The 16232-nt window shown below is 64.7% G+C and carries 15 protein-coding genes; 10 read left to right on the top strand and 5 right to left on the bottom strand.

The window, feature by feature from the left end:
* Positions 1-106: 106 nt before the first annotated feature.
* Complete coding sequence (locus tag I6F33_RS29615; RefSeq protein WP_225144918.1) at positions 107-826, top strand: hypothetical protein; 720 nt, start codon at positions 107-109, stop codon at positions 824-826.
* 109 nt (positions 827-935) lie between these two features.
* On the opposite strand, the gene I6F33_RS29610 is transcribed toward I6F33_RS29615, so the two are convergent.
* A complete protein-coding gene (locus tag I6F33_RS29610; protein ID WP_225126902.1) occupies positions 936-1877 on the bottom strand; it encodes a GlxA family transcriptional regulator in 942 nt (313 codons plus the stop codon).
* Positions 1878-2024: 147 nt separating this feature from the next.
* Here I6F33_RS29610 and I6F33_RS29605 point away from each other — a divergent pair, with 147 nt between their 5' ends.
* From I6F33_RS29605 to I6F33_RS29555, 9 genes are all read left to right on the top strand, one after another.
* A complete protein-coding gene (locus I6F33_RS29605; protein ID WP_036027006.1) occupies positions 2025-3044 on the top strand; it encodes an alcohol dehydrogenase in 1020 nt (339 codons plus the stop codon).
* 63 nt (positions 3045-3107) lie between these two features.
* Complete coding sequence (locus I6F33_RS29600; protein WP_225144917.1) at positions 3108-3932, top strand: alpha/beta fold hydrolase; 825 nt, start codon at positions 3108-3110, stop codon at positions 3930-3932.
* Positions 3933-4418: 486 nt separating this feature from the next.
* The gene (locus I6F33_RS29595; RefSeq protein ID WP_225144916.1) at positions 4419-5051 is read left to right on the top strand and encodes a DUF1326 domain-containing protein; all 633 of its coding nucleotides are present in this window, start codon (positions 4419-4421) and stop codon (positions 5049-5051) included.
* A gap of 60 nt (positions 5052-5111) precedes the next feature.
* Positions 5112-5891 (top strand): DUF2182 domain-containing protein, encoded by a 780-nt coding sequence (locus I6F33_RS29590; protein WP_225144915.1) that lies wholly within the window; start codon positions 5112-5114, stop codon positions 5889-5891.
* Between the two features lie 339 nt (positions 5892-6230).
* A complete protein-coding gene (locus tag I6F33_RS38400; RefSeq protein WP_276573706.1) occupies positions 6231-8798 on the top strand; it encodes an EAL domain-containing protein in 2568 nt (855 codons plus the stop codon).
* Positions 8799-8971: 173 nt separating this feature from the next.
* The gene (locus I6F33_RS29570; protein WP_036014349.1) at positions 8972-9220 is read left to right on the top strand and encodes a hypothetical protein; all 249 of its coding nucleotides are present in this window, start codon (positions 8972-8974) and stop codon (positions 9218-9220) included.
* Positions 9221-9410: 190 nt separating this feature from the next.
* Positions 9411-10073, top strand: a complete 663-nt coding sequence (locus I6F33_RS29565; RefSeq protein WP_036014348.1) for an FABP family protein — start codon at positions 9411-9413, stop codon at positions 10071-10073.
* A 19-nt stretch (positions 10074-10092) separates the two neighbouring features.
* Positions 10093-10800, top strand: coding sequence for a RibD family protein (locus tag I6F33_RS29560; RefSeq protein WP_225144914.1), 708 nt, complete (start codon positions 10093-10095; stop codon positions 10798-10800).
* A gap of 9 nt (positions 10801-10809) precedes the next feature.
* Positions 10810-12081: an NAD(P)/FAD-dependent oxidoreductase gene (locus tag I6F33_RS29555; protein WP_225144913.1), complete on the top strand. Its 1272-nt coding sequence runs from the start codon at positions 10810-10812 to the stop codon at positions 12079-12081.
* Positions 12082-12131: 50 nt separating this feature from the next.
* Here I6F33_RS29555 and I6F33_RS29550 read toward each other — a convergent pair whose 3' ends face one another.
* The 4 genes from I6F33_RS29550 to I6F33_RS29535 all read right to left on the bottom strand — a co-directional run bounded on the left by I6F33_RS29550 (position 12132) and on the right by I6F33_RS29535 (position 16016).
* Positions 12132-12434: a hypothetical protein gene (locus I6F33_RS29550; RefSeq protein WP_036027019.1), complete on the bottom strand. Its 303-nt coding sequence runs from the start codon at positions 12432-12434 to the stop codon at positions 12132-12134.
* Between the two features lie 415 nt (positions 12435-12849).
* Positions 12850-13428: a hypothetical protein gene (locus I6F33_RS29545; protein WP_225144912.1), complete on the bottom strand. Its 579-nt coding sequence runs from the start codon at positions 13426-13428 to the stop codon at positions 12850-12852.
* A gap of 251 nt (positions 13429-13679) precedes the next feature.
* Positions 13680-14993 carry a tetratricopeptide repeat protein gene (locus I6F33_RS29540; protein ID WP_225144911.1) on the bottom strand — a complete coding sequence of 438 codons (1314 nt, stop codon included), beginning with the start codon at positions 14991-14993 and terminating at the stop codon, positions 13680-13682.
* Positions 14994-15005: 12 nt separating this feature from the next.
* Positions 15006-16016: an aldo/keto reductase gene (locus I6F33_RS29535; RefSeq protein WP_225144910.1), complete on the bottom strand. Its 1011-nt coding sequence runs from the start codon at positions 16014-16016 to the stop codon at positions 15006-15008.
* Between the last annotated feature and the right edge of the window lie 216 nt (positions 16017-16232).

Raw genomic sequence — 16232 nt, 5'->3', positions numbered from 1 at the left:
CGGCGTCTGGAATCAAGGCATCTAAGTCGTTCGGCAGGCTTGGCCGACCGCCTAGGCTCCCGCTAAAGGCTGCGCGATCCCGCGCGGCTTCCGCAGGAGCCCAACCATGAAGCAACTCAAGGATATAGCCATCGAAGCCCATGGAGGCCTCGATCGGTGGCGGCAGTTCGAGCAGGTGTCGGCCGATCTTGTGCAGGGCGGCGTCCTGTGGTCCTTGAAGGGACAGGCAGTCACCCTCGAGCGGACCAACGTCACCGTGGGTCTGAAGAGGCAGTGGGCGTCACACGCTCCGTTCGGCGCTGACCATCGCCGCTCGCGCTTTGAGCCGAGCCGGGTGGCTCTGGAAGCAGACAACGGAACGGTTCTCGAAGAGCTGCTTGAGCCGCGCGCGAGCTTTGCCGGCCATGAGTTGCAAACGCCGTGGACTGAACTGCAACTCGCCTACTTCGCCGGCTGCGCGATGTGGACCTATCTGAACATGCCGTTCCTGCTTGCCTGGCCGAGACTTGAGACCGAGGAACTGGAGCCCTGGCCGACCGACAGCGGAGACTGGCGCCGCCTTGCGGTGCGATTTCCGGCAGAGATCGCGACGCACAGCACCGTGCAGACGCTCTATTTCGACGGTGAGGGGCTGCTGAAGCGCCACGACTACAACGTCGAGATCTCCGGCAACACGCCCGGCGCGCATATCATCGAAGACTACACGGAAGTCTCGGGCATCAAACTCCCGACGAAACGCCGGATCTATTCCCGCCAGCCAGACGGCAGCTTCAGCACCGAGCCCCTCGTCGTTTCGATCGATCTTTCCAACATCCGGCTCAGCTAGCGATGAGCCTTTGGAATCCAAACTCGACGGCGTGAGAAGCCGGTGGCCTTATGACGATTGATCCGACATGGGCCGCCTTCTCACACGCATTGCCGCGGTCGCGCGTCGATCATAGTGCGGCCAGCGGTCCGGCATCATTGCGGATGGCTCTAGGGACCTCCCCAAGCACGCGCGCAAACGCCAGACGCATCCGCTCTCGGTTCGCGAACCCCACCTCGCGAGCGATGACCTCGATCGGCAACCGACTTTGTTCCAGCATCAACTTCGCGGCTTCGACACGCAACGCTTCGACCGCCTTTGCGGGCGTGGTGCCGGTTTCCGCCCGAAACAGCCGCGTGAACTGCCGGGGGCTGAGGCACGCGGCCTCGGCAAGCTCGTCAACGGTGAGGTTTTCGGCAAGGTTCTGACGAGCGTAGTTCAGCACGCGCTGGACCCGATCTTCATTCGCGCCGAGGTCCAGCAAAGTGGAATGCTGGGACTGTCCGCCTGAGCGGCGATGGTACATGACCATGCCCTTCGCGACCGAACGGGCAATATCGGAGCCGTGGTCGCGCTCGATCATGCCCACGACCAGGTCCGTTCCCGCGGTCATGCCGGCTGACGTCCATATCGGTCCGTCCGCGATGAAGATCTTGTCCATGTCGACCTCGCAGCTGGGGAAACGGTCCTGCAGCGCCTGCGCGTAACGCCAATGCGTGGTGGCGCGCCGGCCGTTCAGCAAGCCCGCATCTCCCAGGACGAACGAGCCCAGGCAGATGGCGGCGACGCGGCGCGCGTCGCGAGCAGCAGCGCGAAGCAGCCGGACCAATCCCGGCGACGAGGTCGGTATCTCCAGGCCCGCGGCGACGATCAGCGTGTCATAGCGAGCATCGTCGATTGGGTCCGTCATGACCTGCATGCCGGATGACGAGGCGACCAGTCCTCCTTCCTCCGAGAGGACGCGCACGTCATAGACCTTCTCGCCGGCCTGCTTGTTGGCCACGTCGAACGCTGCGACGGCTCCGAAGCAGACGGGTTGGAAACTCGGGCAAAGGACGAGGCCGATCTTCATGCTTTCTCCGCGACGGTTGCTAATCGCCTAGATGGTCGTTCCAGCGATGTTTCGCCATGCATGGCCGGAATGATGGCATCTACGTCCTGTCGGCTTGGGCAGGCCGCTGGTAGCGCTCCGACAGGTTTTTCAGACCTTGGAGCTTTCATGTCGAGCGATCCGACGACATACAGCGCTGTTCAGGCCGTCGCGCCGGGACAGCTCGAACTGACGCAAAAGCCGCTTGTCGATCCCGGCCCCGGGCAGGTCCGCCTTCGCGTCGAGGCCTGCGGTGTCTGCCACTCCGACGCCGCGACCGTCGAAGGGGCTTTTCCGATCCAATGGCCGCGCGTGCCGGGCCACGAGGCTGTAGGCGTGATCGACGCGGTCGGCAGCAACGTCGAGGGTTGGACGCTCGGGCAGCGCGTCGGCATCGGCTTCCTCGGAGGTAGTTGCGGACACTGTGCAGAGTGCCGCGGCGGCGATCTCGTCAATTGCCGGAACCAGGAGTTCACCGGCGTTCATCATGACGGGGGCTACGCGCAGTACATGCTCGCGCGCTCAAGTGGCCTCGTGTCGATTCCCGATGGGCTCGCCTCGGAAGACGCCGCTCCGCTGCTCTGCGCCGGACTGACGACCTTCAGCGCGCTCCGCAACTCTCCCGCTCGCGCCGGCGATCTGGTCGCCGTGATCGGCATTGGCGGCCTCGGGCACCTCGCCGTGCAGTTCGCCCGGCGCATGGGCTTCGAGGTCGTGGCGATTGGGCGCGGACCGGACAAAGGTGGTCTCGCCGGAAAGCTTGGCGCCCACCATTATGTCGACAGCTCGAGCGTCGCGGTTGCTTCCGCGCTGCAGGATCTGGGCGGCGCGCAGCTCGTCGTCATCACCGCGTCAGGTGGTAGAGCTGTGGCAGACGCGGTGAAGGGGCTTCGGCCGCGCGGCCGGATCATCGCGCTCGGCGCATCTCCCGAACCTGCGGAGATCGCGACGTCCGACCTCCTGTTCGGCGAGCGTTCGATCGAAGGCGCCTTGACCGGCGATCCAGCGACCGCCGATGCCACCTTGCGGTTCAGCTCGCTCGCTGGCGTTGCCGCCATGATCGAGACGATGCCGCTAGAACGCGCGCCGGAAGCGTATCGCAAGATGATGGCGGGCGAAGCCCGCTTTCGCATCGTCCTCACCATGTAGATGCGCTGCCAATCATCAGGATCGACTCCGCATCAAGCAAATGCAACTCACAAAGGAGCAACCATGTCGCTCGAAACCGCTAGAACAGAATCTTTGAACGTCGGCGATGTGCGCTTCGCCTTCCGGCGGCTCGGCCCGACGGCCGGGACGCCGCTCATCCTGCTGCAGCACTTCACCGGGACGATGGATGCCTGGGATCCGGCAGTGGTGAATAGCCTTGCTGAAACGCGGCCGGTCATTGCGTTCAACAATCTCGGCATAGGCACCTCCACCGGCCGGACGCCCGACACGGTGGAGCAGATGGCCTCGGATGCCGAGACATTCATACGAGGCCTTGATCTGCCAAAGGTTGACCTCCTCGGCTTCTCCCTCGGCGGCATGCTCACCCAAGTGCTTGCCGTGCAGCACCCCGGCTTGATCCGCAAGCTCATCATCGCCGGCGCTGCACCGCGCGGGGGCGAGGAACATCTGCTCGCCGTAGTCGACGAAGCCTTCGCTCAAAGCGGGACGGATGTGCGGTTGCCCCTGTTCTTCACACCCTCCGAAGAAAGTCAGCGCGCCGGCCGCGCTTTCGTCGCCCGCGCAACGATGCGCAAGGAGGATCGTGATCCGGACAGCGGCGAGGATGTCAGCAACGCGCAGGCGAAGGCAATCATTGGCTGGTGCGCCAGGAAGCATGAAGGCGAAGCGACGCTCCGCGCCATCGCGCAGCCTACGCTCATCGTGCACGGCAGCGACGACACGATGTTTCCGAGCATCAACGCCTACAACATGTTCAAGGCTATGAAGAACGCCCAGCTCGTTCTCTATCCGGACTCCGGCCACGGCGCGATGTTCCAGTATCCAGCGAGGTTCGTCGCCCATTGCCGAACCTTCCTGGACGAGTGAGGGAAGAGATCGATGCCAATCTTCAGCAACTGGCGATCGAAGCCCATGGCGGCCTCGATCGGTTTCGGCAGTTCTCGTTCCTCACGGCGCGGCTTCACCAATTTGGCATCCTCTGGAATCCGAAGGGAAAGCCGGACGTGCTCACTCATGCCAATACGTTCTTGTTGCTTGCTAGAAATTCTCTCGATATTTCAATTACAAGAGCGTCGGAGAGCGCATCCCGCCCCTGCGCACCACGCCCCGGACGTCGGACATCCCCCGAGCTGTAGCTGCCCCCGAGCCACGACCCTCGTCCGCTATACGTGGCCGGCGGCCGCTGATATGATCCTCGGACGGTAAACGGCAGCTCGCCACCATACTTTTCTGCGATGCCGGCCTTCTGATCGGATCTCGATCCCGCTCGCGCCTTTTCGCATTGCTTCGACAAGAACGCTGAACAAATTCGTCAACGGCTGCCGCGTCCCCGCTCATATCAGGAGATGTGCCATGGCTGCATCGGACTGGCGTCTCGAAGGCGAATGGATGAAGAACTGCACCTGTTCGTTCGGCTGCCCCTGCGATTTCAACGCACGGCCGACCCAAGGCTATTGCAAGGGATTGGTCGCCATGCGGATCGCCAAGGGACATTTCGAAGGGACCAGGCTCGATGGTCTTTGCTTTGCGATCACGGTCGATTTCCCCGGGCCGCTGCATGAGGGCAACGGGACAATCCAGCCCATCATCGACGAACGCGCCACGGCGGAGCAGCGACAGGCGTTGTTCGATATCTTCTCCGGTAAGCATTCGGCCGAAGGCACGCTGTTCCAGATCGTCAGCATGATCGTCACCAGGATCCATGATCCCGTGTTTGTGCCGTTCGAGTTCTCCTTCGACAAGGACGGACGCGTCGCAAGACTCGTCGCCAAGGGCGTGCTCGAGACCGATGTCGAGCCGATCAAGAATCCGGTGACCGGTGATCCGCACCGCATCCAGGTGGTCATGCCCGAAGGGTTCGAACATCGGGCGGCCGAGGTCGCATCCGCCGACATCCGCTCGACTGGCGCGATCCGGTTCGAGACCCGCGCTACGCATAGCTCGCTCGCCAATGTCGTGCAGACGCCCAAGGGCGTTGCGGCATGATGCGGCGCTGACACCGACACAAGATCTCGGTGTCAGCTCCTCGTCGCCATGGACAAGTCGATGCAGGAGCGCTCGATACTCGAACACTTGCTCCACCGCGACCGGCTGATCGTCGCGATCGGGACCGCCGCAGTGGTCGCGCTCGCCTGGGCCTATCTCGCTGCGGGCGCCGGCATGGACACCGAGATGATGGCCGACATGCCGGACATGGCGCCGATGCCGTGGACGCCGTTCTATGGCGCGCTGCTGTTCGTGATGTGGTGGGTGATGATGGTCGCGATGATGGCGCCGAGCGCGGTGCCCACCGTTCTCCTGTATGCGACCATCAAGCGCAGGCAGGAGGCTGCCTCCCGCGCCGCAATCGATAGCTGGATCTTTCTCGCCGGTTATCTCGTGACGTGGGCCGGGTTCAGTCTCGCTGCGGTCTTGGTGCAAGGAGCATTCGAACGCTTCGGGTTGTTGTCGATGGCGATGGCAAGCACCAGCGCGATTTTGGGCGGCGGCGTGCTGATTGCAGCAGGGCTCTATCAGTTCACGCCGCTCAAACAGGCCTGCCTGCGCTACTGCGACAGTCCGCTGTTGTTTCTCAGTCGATATTGGCGGCCCGGCACGCGCGGCGCATTCCGGATGGGACTTCGCCACGGCAGCTACTGCGTCGGCTGCTGCTGGTTTCTGATGGTATTGCTGTTCGTCGGCGGCGTGATGAACTTGGCCTGGATCATCGGCATCGCGCTCTATGTCGCCGCCGAGAAGCTGCTGCCGTTCGGCCAACGGTTGAGTTATGCGGCAGGCGCGCTCCTCATCCTGTCCGGCACGATCGTCCTTGCGCGCGCGATGTGAAAAACGGTCCAAAGACGGTTAAAATGTGCCGCTTGCGACGTGGCGATGTGCCTGATTTCCCAATACCAGCCGACCTCCGTGATGATACGGAGGCTTTGAGCTGAAGAATTGAGCTTCCTCCAAACAAAAACTTAAGGCTGTTTCGGCTACCTTCGCGCTATGAACGGCACCCGCGCGGGTGTCCCTGTGCAGTCGAGGCGGAGACAAGGCGATGCCAATACTGCGGGCGAGCGCAGTTCTGCCCTGGCGGCCGAAGCGGGGGTGCGCGTCGTGATTCCCGCAGGGGCAGTTCGCAAAGCCGGAAGAGCGATCCTGCGGAATGCTCCGCTGCAGATCGCATTGTTCTTTCTCCCCCTGGTCTGGATCGGCTATTTCGCAATCACCGCCTCCGAGCGGATGGACGCGATCCAGCAAGCGCGGTCGCACGGCAACAGCGTCGCCGAATTGTTCGAGGAGAACACCGAGCGCATCTTCGAGCGCGTGGATCAGTCGTTGCTGGTGGTACAGGCACTCTACGCCCAGGATCCGCAGGCCTTCAGCCTGAAGTTCTGGTCCGACAAGGCCCGCCTCGCCACCGGCGACGTGGTCCAGTTCGCTCTGATCGGATCGGACGGATACATGACCGAGACGACGGCGGGCTATTCCGGTCCGCCACTTTATCTCGGTGATCGCGAGCACTTCATTCATACCATGTCGCAGGTCGACGATCGCCTTTACGTGGCGAAGCCGGTGCTGGGCCGCGCGTCCAAAAAGTGGACGATACAGCTCGCGAGAAAGCTGTTCGATCTCGCCGGCAATCGGGTCGGCGTGGTTGTCGGCTCGATCAGCGTCGACGTCGTCGGCAGGTTCTACGACACCGCAAAGCTCGGCGTCGGGGGAACGCTGGTGCTCAGGAATGCGAGCCACGTGGTGCTCGCCGCCCGGGGCGTGGACCAGGGGTCAGTGCTGGGACAAAGCGCGCCGAGCCGCGTCGCGGGCGAACTGGGCGACGGCTTCTATGCGCAATATTGGAACGAGAACCGACCGGACCGCAGCGACCGACTGATCACGGCGCGCAGGTCGCGCGCGTTTCCGCTCATCTTCACCGTCGGCATTTCGGAGCAGGAGATCTATTCCCGCTCCGCCTTCAGGCAGAAGGTCTATCTCGGCGGCGCGGTGCTGCTCACGTTCATCATCCTCGCCGCGACGACATTTCATTGGCGACGGCAGCAGGCGCTGGATCGCGCCCACCGCGAGCGGCGCGATTTCGCCAGCAAGTTCGAGGATGCGCTCAGGAACCTCCCCCAGGGCTTGAGCATGTTCGATGGCCGCGACCGTCTGATCGCGTTCAACCGGCAATGGCTCGAACTTTACGACCTCGTGCCGGAAGACATCCGGATCGGCATGGACTTCCGGGAGGTGTTCGCGAAGCAGACCGCCGTGCTCGACGTCGAAGCGTACCTCGTCGATTTGAAGAACCGGCTCGCCCAGTCGGAGCAGATCTCGAACACCGTGCAGTTTCCGGACGGACGGGTCGTCTACATCTCGTACGGCCGGCGCGAGGGCGGCGGCTGGGTTGCCACGCATGAGGACATCACCGAGCGCAAGGCGTCGGCGGACCGCATCGAGCGGCTCGCGCATTACGACAGCCTGACCGGCCTTGCCAATCGCAACCTGTTCAAGGAGCGCATCGACGAGGCGCTGGCCCGCCCGCGCCGGCCGGAGCCCGCGTTCGCCGTACTCCTGCTCGATCTCGACAAGTTCAAGTCGGTCAATGATGCGCTCGGCCACCAATGCGGCGACGCGTTGCTGAAGCAGGTTGCCGACCGGATCAAGGCGCAGATCCGTGATGCCGATACGGCGGCGCGAATCGGCGGCGATGAATTTGCCGTCATCGTCGCACCCGGCGGGGCCGCGATGCGCGACGGCGCTGAAAGCCTGGCCGCGCGGCTGGTCGAGGCCATTGCCGAACCCTTTCACATCGATGGCCACCCCGTCGTGAGCGGCTGTAGCATTGGCCTTGCGCTCGTGCCCGAGCACGGCACGCGGGTCGACGAGATCCTTCGCAACGCCGATCTTGCGCTCTACAGGTCAAAGAATGCCGGCAGAAACTGCTTCCACGTCTATTCACCGGAGCTCAAGGCGGAAGCGGATCAACGCAACGTGCTCGAGATCGAGCTGCGTGAAGCGATCTGGCGTGAGGAGATAGAGCTGTTTTATCAGCCTGTGATCGAGCTCGGCACTGGTCGGGTAAAATCGGTCGAGGCCCTGGCGCGCTGGCATCACGCCACCAGGGGCTACGTCCCTCCGGCGGAGTTCATTGCGGTTGCCGAGGCGGGGGGACTGATCGTCGAGCTCGGCCACCAGGTGCTCGCCAGGGCCTGCCGCGATGCGATGAGCATGCCGGGCGACATCAAGGTCGCTGTCAATCTCTCCGCCCTGCAATTTGTCAGCGCCAATCTCGTCGACACCGTGACCTTTGCGTTGACGCAGAGCGGGCTTCCGCAGACCCGGCTCGAGCTCGAGATCACCGAAAGCGTATTTCTCGCCGACACCGAGGAGAACCTCAGGACGCTCCAGCGCCTCAAGGCGCTCGGCGTCTCCATTGCCCTCGACGATTTCGGTGTCGGATACTCGTCGTTGTCCTATTTGACGGCCTTTCCTTTCGACAAGGTCAAGATCGACAAATCCTTCATCGACAGGATCGATCGCTGCGAGACCGTCGCCGTGCTGAAATCCATCGTGCAGCTCGCAAAGACGCTGAAGCTGTCGATCGTCGCCGAGGGGGTCGAGTCCTCCGAACAGGTCAGACGGCTCCAATCACTCGGCATCCCGCTCGGCCAGGGATTTCACTTCAGCAAGCCCGTGCCGCTTGCAAGCCTCTCCTGGCAAGCCCCCACGGCGCGCCGGAAACGGCGGGTGGCGTGAGGTCAATGCCTCAGGCGTTTTCATCATACCCCGCCACTAGAGCCCCTTGGGCCGAAGAGCGTTCCTCAATTGCCGGTTCGGAAGCTGCGCCCGCCCGTCCTGGCACTCCCCTTGCTCAGTCCTGATCCAAGCCCGGGCCTCGGTGGAGAGGCCGTTTCAGGTTGAGGCAAGTGATGCAGGAAGTGTCCCGTTCTGGTGCTGCTGACGAACTCCGGCTCGACGCGTTGATCGCCGATTTATGGTGGCGCGTTCGGCTGATTAATACCGACATTCTCGAGGAAGAGGCGCGCGCCGGGGTGTTCGACCCGGTTCAGCCGACCTACCCGCTTCTCGCGGCCAACCTTCGCGCCCGACGCGACAATCTGGTCGCGACGATCGGCTTGCTCGAGCAGCGTGCGAGATCGGTGTCGGAAGCGGCTTGAAGCGGTCGCGGGGACGCGCCAGCCTCGACGTCTTCGTCAACCGGCCCGGCTGCAGCGCCAGAGGCGGGCGCGGGATGCAATGCGCATCCTCGCATGGCTCGAATGCCTCCGACGCTGTGCCGCTAACAGTTGAATTCAGGCCGCCGCCTGCCCGTGTTATGGCTGGTCTCTGCACCCCCGCGAGGCCGCCATGCTCCCCATTCCCGCCGATATCTTCACCGAACCCGAGGACGTCTCGCCCGACGGCCTGGCCAATCTCGGCCCGCTTCGTCGTCTTGCCGGCACCTGGCAGGCGGACAAGGGCATCGACATCAATCCGAAGGCGGAAGGGCCGGAGCGGCGGACCTTCATCGAGCACATCCGCATGGATCCGATCGATCCGCAGGCCAACGGGCCGCAGCTGTTGTACGGGCTGCGGTACCACATCCACATCAACACGCCCGAGGAAGACATTACCTTCCACGACCAGGTCGGCTACTGGCTGTGGGAGCCGGCGACCGGGCTGATCATGCAGACCCTGGCGATCCCGCGCGGGCAGGTGCTGCTGGCCTCGGGCAAGGCCGGGCCCGACGACAAGACGATCTCGGTCACCGCCAAGCGCGGCGACACCGCCTACGGGATCTGCTCGACCGATTTTCTGGAGCAGGCCTTTCGCACCGATGCTTACCGCTGCGACATCACCTTCAACGACGACCGCAGCTGGACTTATCTGATCCAGACCGAGTTGTTCGTGCGCGGCGCGCCGTTCAATCACCACGACACCAACACGCTCCAGCTCATAGCGCCACCCAGGCTCAATCCGCTGGCGGCGATCGTGAACGATCGTGCCGCGCGCGGTGGATCCGCGGCCTGAGTGCTGCCCGGAGGATTGCATGAAGCCCCACGTCATCTGCCTGATGCACTCCAGCCTCGACGGGCGCACGCATCCCAGCCGCTGGCGTCCGAAGGGCGCGGGCACGGACTGGTTCGAGAAGATCCATGATGAGCTCGGCGGCGATGCCTGGGTGATCGGCCGCGTCACGGGTTCGGAGTTCGCCAAGGGCAGGCCCTATCCCTCGACAGACGCGAAATTTCCGCGCGAAAACTGGTTCGCCCGGCGCGACGCGAAGACCTATGGCGTCGTGCTCGATGCAGAGGGCAAGATCGGCTGGGGGCGCGCGGAGATCGGCGGCGATCCGATCGTCGTCGTGCTGACCGAGAACGTCCCGGATTCGCATCTCGCTGGCCTCCGCGGCGAGGGCGTGTCCTACATCTTTGCCGGCAAATCCGAGATCGACCTCGCACTGACGCTGGACATTCTCAGCCGCGAGCTCGGCGTGAAGCGCCTGCTGGTCGAGGGCGGCGGCGTCGCCAACGGCGCGTTCCTGCGCGCCGGCCTCATCGACGAATTCAACCTGATCCTCAGCCCTGCGATCGACGGCGCAAAGGGCGCCCCGTTCATGTTCGATTCCACCGAGGCGGACAGCGACCGGCGCGCGCCGATCGCCGCGATGACGCTGGAGAGCACGCGCGAGCTCGGCGGCGGCGTCCTGCTGCTGCGCTATCTGATCCAGAACGACCCGCAAGCCGTGAGCCGGTAAGGCGCGGCCATGTCCGATCCGTCCGAGCACATCGTCATCGTCGGCGCCGGCGCGGCCGGCCTGATGGCGGCGCGCGAGCTGGCGCGTGCGGGGCGCAAGGTGACGATCCTGGAGGCGCGCCAGCGCTGCGGCGGCCGCATTCATGCGCTGCCGGCCTCGCAGTTCGGCTATGCCGCCGACGGCGGCGCCGAGTTCGTCCATGGCGAGGCGCCGGTCACACGCGCATTGCTGCGCGAAGCCGGCCTGTCGCTTCAGGAGATCGAAGGCGAGCAGTGGCGCTTTGACGGGACGAAGCTCACGCGCGAGCGCGACGATCCCCATGAAGCGGAGCTTCAGGCCAAGCTGGCGGACTTGAAGGACGACCTCACGGTCGCCGACTTCCTGCGCCGGCATTTTGCAGGCGACAATTACGCGCCGCTGCGCCATTCGATCGAGCGGATGGTCGAAGGCTATGACGCGGCCGATCCCGAACGCGCCTCCACGCTGGCGCTGCGCGCGGAATGGATGGACGGCGGGCACGCTCCGCAGGCGCGCATCGAAGGCGGCTACGGCGCGATGATCGACGTGATGACGGCCGACTGCCGCAGGCACGGCGTCACCATCCGCCTCGGCAGCGTCGTGTCGGCGATTGCGGAGGAGGGCGGCGCGGTGATCGTTCGCTGCGCCGGCGGCGACGTGCACGCCTGCGACCGCATGATCCTCACCGTGCCGCTGCCGCTGCTGCGCGAGATCGCGCTACCGGCAGGCGCGCGTGCCAAGCTGGCTGCTGTCGACGACATCGGCTTTGGCAACGTCATCAAGATCCTGCTGCGCTTCGCGCGGCCATGGTGGCGCGAGCGCAAGGAAGACCTTGCGGACATGACATTCCTGCTCTCGGACGAGGCGATCCCGGTCTGGTGGACGCGCTATCCGGACCAGCATCCCGTGCTGACGGGCTGGTTCGGCGGCCCGCGCACGGCGGAGCTGGAAAGCCTCGACGCGCGAGCATTGATCGATGCCGGGCTCGGCTCGCTCGCCGCAATCTTCGGCCTGCCGCGCGATCACATCGCGCGCGAGCTGGTGGCGTCCGCCGCGACCAACTGGGCGCATGATCCGTTCGCGCGCGGCGCCTATTCGTGGGCGACGCCGCGCACGCGCGCGGCACAGGCGATCCTCGCGCGCGGCGACGGCTCGGTGCTGTTTTCCGGTGAAGCGCTCTATCGCGGCCGCGACATGGGCACGGTCGAGGCGGCACTGGCGAGCGGCCTGGAGACGGCGGACATGATCCTTCGGGGACAATGAAAAGAGGCCCGCATCTGATGCGGGCCTCTCGTCGCGTGTCTCTCCAGATCTTACCAGCGGCCGCCGCCGAAGCTGAACGTCACGCCGGGGCCTCCGCCGTAATAGCCGTAGGGCCCGCCGCCGTAATAGCCGTGGTGCCGCGGGTAATAACCGTAGCTCCTGTAATACGGCCGGTAATAGCCGTGATGATGCCGCCAATGATGATGGTGGCGGTAATGCCTGCGGTGCGCGCTGATGTCGGTGGTTTGGCTTTCCTGCGCGGTCTGCTTGGCACTTGTATTGCCGGCCGCGCTCGCCGATCCACCGGCCAACGCCGCAGCACCAAGGGCGATCGCGGCAATGAGATATTTCATGTCATCACTCCAGTTGAAGGTCGTGTGACAACACATGAGTATCCCGCGCGTTCCAGCCACTGCGGGCGTCGAAACGACGCAGATTTTCAGTTCCCCGATGAACGCACGTTAACGTTTGTGAACGAGCGAAGGCCGCGCGATCTATCGTCGCATGAAGAGGCATGGCCTGCGACTCGCGCCCCGAACGCGGCGCAGCGTCTCTTCGACGATGCGGTGCGAGTCCGGGACACGAGAGTGGCGCATGTAGATTTTCGCAACTGTCACGGATGCGGATTAGGAAAGCGGTGTCGCTCGGAGAGCGCAGCGAGGATCGCGTCCTTGTCTGCGATGAATGTACGACCGTGATAGCTGAGCGCAGTGCCAGGGCTGCGTGGCATCAGCGCGATCGTACACGTTGACGCCAGCGGACACGGACCTACTTGAACGGGTCCTGGATCGACGGGGCCGACTGGCGGATGCGGCGCACGCTGACCGGCGTGCCGTCGGAGACGAACAGCAGCTCGTATTTGCGGCCCTCGCTATCGGTCGCCGAGCAGGTGACGTCGTTCACCTTTCTGGCGGCGAAGTTGCCGGTCTGCCGGCAGATGCCGGTCGAGGTCTGCTCGGCGGGCACGGGCAGGCCGTCGACCTTGGGGCGGTTCTTGGAGTTGAGCAGCACGCGGTCGATCCGCAGCTCGTAGGAATTGTCGTCGGCGCGCTTGCCGTTCTCGCCGGAGAACGACACCACGTGGCTGTCATCGGAGGGATCGTCGACCGCGACGGCGAAATTGACCCGTCCCGTGTCGCCATGGGCGTAGGCCACCGTCTTGCACGGGAAGGTGCGGCCTGCGACCCTGAACGTCTTGCAGTGGCCGGACATCAGCGCCAGGAGATCGATGAAGGCGTTCGGCCGCGCCGGCGGATTGTTGACCGGAATCGGTTTGGAAGTCTCGGCAAAACAAGGACTTGCCGCAAGCACGAGCAGCGCGGCGAGGACCAATCGGCGAAGGCGCATCGTCGGGCTCATGAGCCAGAGGGCTATGGCGGAAGAGTTCCGCACCATAGCCATCGAGCCGCAAATTGGTTGCGATCCCGTTTGTGCTGCAAATCCCGTCTGGAATACCACCACGGCCACCCCGACGGCGATTCGTTCAAATCGCCCGATCCATCCCGGCGGGCACATGCCATCAGGGCGGTGTTTTTTTCGTGGCATGATCCGGAAAAGTGCGTAGCGATTTTCCGAAAGGCTCATGCTCAAACAATAACCTAACCCATCGCCGCCTGCCAGCGCCTGTCGCGGAAGGAGGGGCGGCGGTGGAGGCGGGCGTCCAGCACGGCGCGGGCGCGGGGCAGCTCACCGCTGCGCATGAGCGCGACGATATAGGTGTCCTCGATCAGCTCGCGCTGGGCGTGGCTGCCGCCGATGCGCACCACCTCGCCGAGCACCGGCGCGAGCATCTGCACGCAAGTCCGGTAATCCTCATCGGCGAAAGCCGCGAGTGCGCGGAAGATCGCCGGCACCACAGGGCCCGCCGGCAGCTTGCCGTCGGCCAGCCGCTGCTCGATCGCCGCAAGGCGGGCGGCGAGCGCTTCGCGATTCTGCGTCGCGGCTGCGAATAGCGCCATGTGGACGTCGGCAAAGGACAGGCTCGATTTCGGAAACAGTTTTTGCGCGGCGGCGTCGGCTTCCTGCCACAGCGCCTTCGGTACCGCATGACCGTACATCGACAGGCGCCACAGCAGCGAAGCGCTGTCGGTGATGACGTTGAGCGGCGGCGCCTGCGTGGCAGTGGGCCGAAGCACGTCGGCATAGATCGCGAGCGCCCGCGCCGCATCGCCATGCTCGAGCGCGCCGAGCGCCTGATGCCAACGGATATGGCCGTGGAGGATTCCGGAGCGGTCATAAGCCGGCAGCCATTCGTCGACGAGACGATCGGCGTCCTCGGTCGATCCATCCTCGAACATCGCATGCAGCACCGCGTGCGCGGCGTGGGCATTTTCCCGGCGCAGATTGAAGCCGCGCTCGGTGACGGCGCGGCCGCGCGCGACGTCGCCATTCTCCGTCATCGCCCAGCCGGACATGGTGAGGAACCACCAGTCCTCGCCGTAATGTGGGGCGACGCATTCGCAGAGCTCGTGCCGGGCGCGGTCGTGATCGGCCATGCCTGAGAAGGCGAACAGGCCGAACGCGCCAAGCGGCAGCGACAGCACCAATGCGTCGCGGGGCCATGCGTCGATATGCTTCAGCGTCGATGCGATCGCCTCCGGCAGCCGGCCCTCGATCGCGAGCGCCAGCGTCTCGACATGCGAGCGCTCGCGCTCGCTGCCGCGCTCGGCCACGAGCTCGCGCGCGCGTGCCGCCTTTTGCCGCGCGAGGTCGCCCTGCTGGTAGAAGGCATGCACGCGGCCGCGGGCGATGTGGGCCAGCGCGAAATCAGGATCGGCCGCGATCGCGCGCTCCAGCATCTCCGCCGTGCCGGTCCAGCCCGCGAGCATGAGGTCGACGCCGTCGCGATAGGCGGATGCTGCCTCGTGCGAGGTGGTGGAGAGCGGCAGGCCGTAGCGGTCTTGAAGCGCCATCGAAGGCCCCCCTCACGCCGTCCGCGCGCGGCGGCCTTCGATCGGATAGGCCGGGTCGTTATAGCCCGGCGTCGAGGGATGGCCTGGTGTCACCAGGCGGTCGATCAGCGCCTCGTCCTCCGCGGTGAAACGATAATCGAGCGCGCTGATGTAGCCGTCCCATTGCTCCTCGGTGCGGGGACCGGCGATCACCGACGAGACGAAGGCGGAGTTGAGCACCCAGGCGACCGCGAACTGGCCGGCGGTGATGCCTTTCTTCTCGGCGTGAGCCTTGATCTCCTGCGCAAGCTGGAGCGATTCCGGCCGCCATTCGGTTTGCATCATGCGGGTGTCGTTGCGCCCCGCGCGCGTCTCCTTGTCGGGAGCTGCATCCACCTTGTACTTGCCGGTGAGCACGCCGCGCGCAAGCGGGCTGTAGGGCACGATGCCGAGGCCGTAATAAGCGCAAGCCGGAAAGTGCTCGACCTCCGGCATGCGGTTCATGGCGTTGTAATAAGGCTGGCTCACCGCGGGCCGGTCGATGCCGAGTCGGTCGCAGATGTTGCAGATCTCGGCGACGCGCCAGGCGCGGTAGTTGGAGACGCCGAAATAGCGCACCTTGCCGGCGTGGATCAGGTCGCTCATGGCGCGCACCGTCTCCTCCAACGGCGTGGCATGGTCTTCCTTGTGCAGATAGTAGATGTCGATGTGATCGGTGCCGAGCCGCATCAAGCTCTCGTCCGCCGCCTGCAACACCCAGCGCCGCGACAGCCCGCCGCGATTGGGATCGTCCCCCATGGGGTTTGCGAGCTTTGTGGCAAGCACCCAGGCACCACGATTGCGCGCGATGGCGCGGCCGACGACCTCCTCGGAGGCGCCTTTGGAATAAGCGTCCGCTGTGTCGATGAAATTGATCCCGGAATCGCGTGCCTTGTCGATGATCCGCTTCGACGTGGCCTCATCGGTCGGCCCGCCGAACATCATGGTGCCCAGGCAAATCGGCGAGACCTTGAGGCCGCTGCGGCCGAGCTGGCGGTATTGCATGGGCGAGTCCTCGATGTTGGTGGACGGCAGCATAGCCAGCAAAGTCCGTCATTGCGAGCGCAGCGAAGCAATCCAGAGATGTGTCCGCGGAGGGATGCTGGATTGCTTCGCTGCGCTCGCAATGACGGTGGGGCACGTTTGCGCCTCACATTCAGTGTCATCGCCCGCGAAGGCGGGCGATCCAGTACGCCGAGACAGTCGTGATCGATCGAGGGG

This window comes from Bradyrhizobium sp. BRP20, from assembly GCF_020194215.1.
GTDB classification, from domain to species: Bacteria; Pseudomonadota; Alphaproteobacteria; order Rhizobiales; family Xanthobacteraceae; genus Bradyrhizobium; species Bradyrhizobium yuanmingense.
Note: the sequence above shows the minus strand (reverse complement) of the source record. Positions and strands in the feature narration are given on the sequence as shown.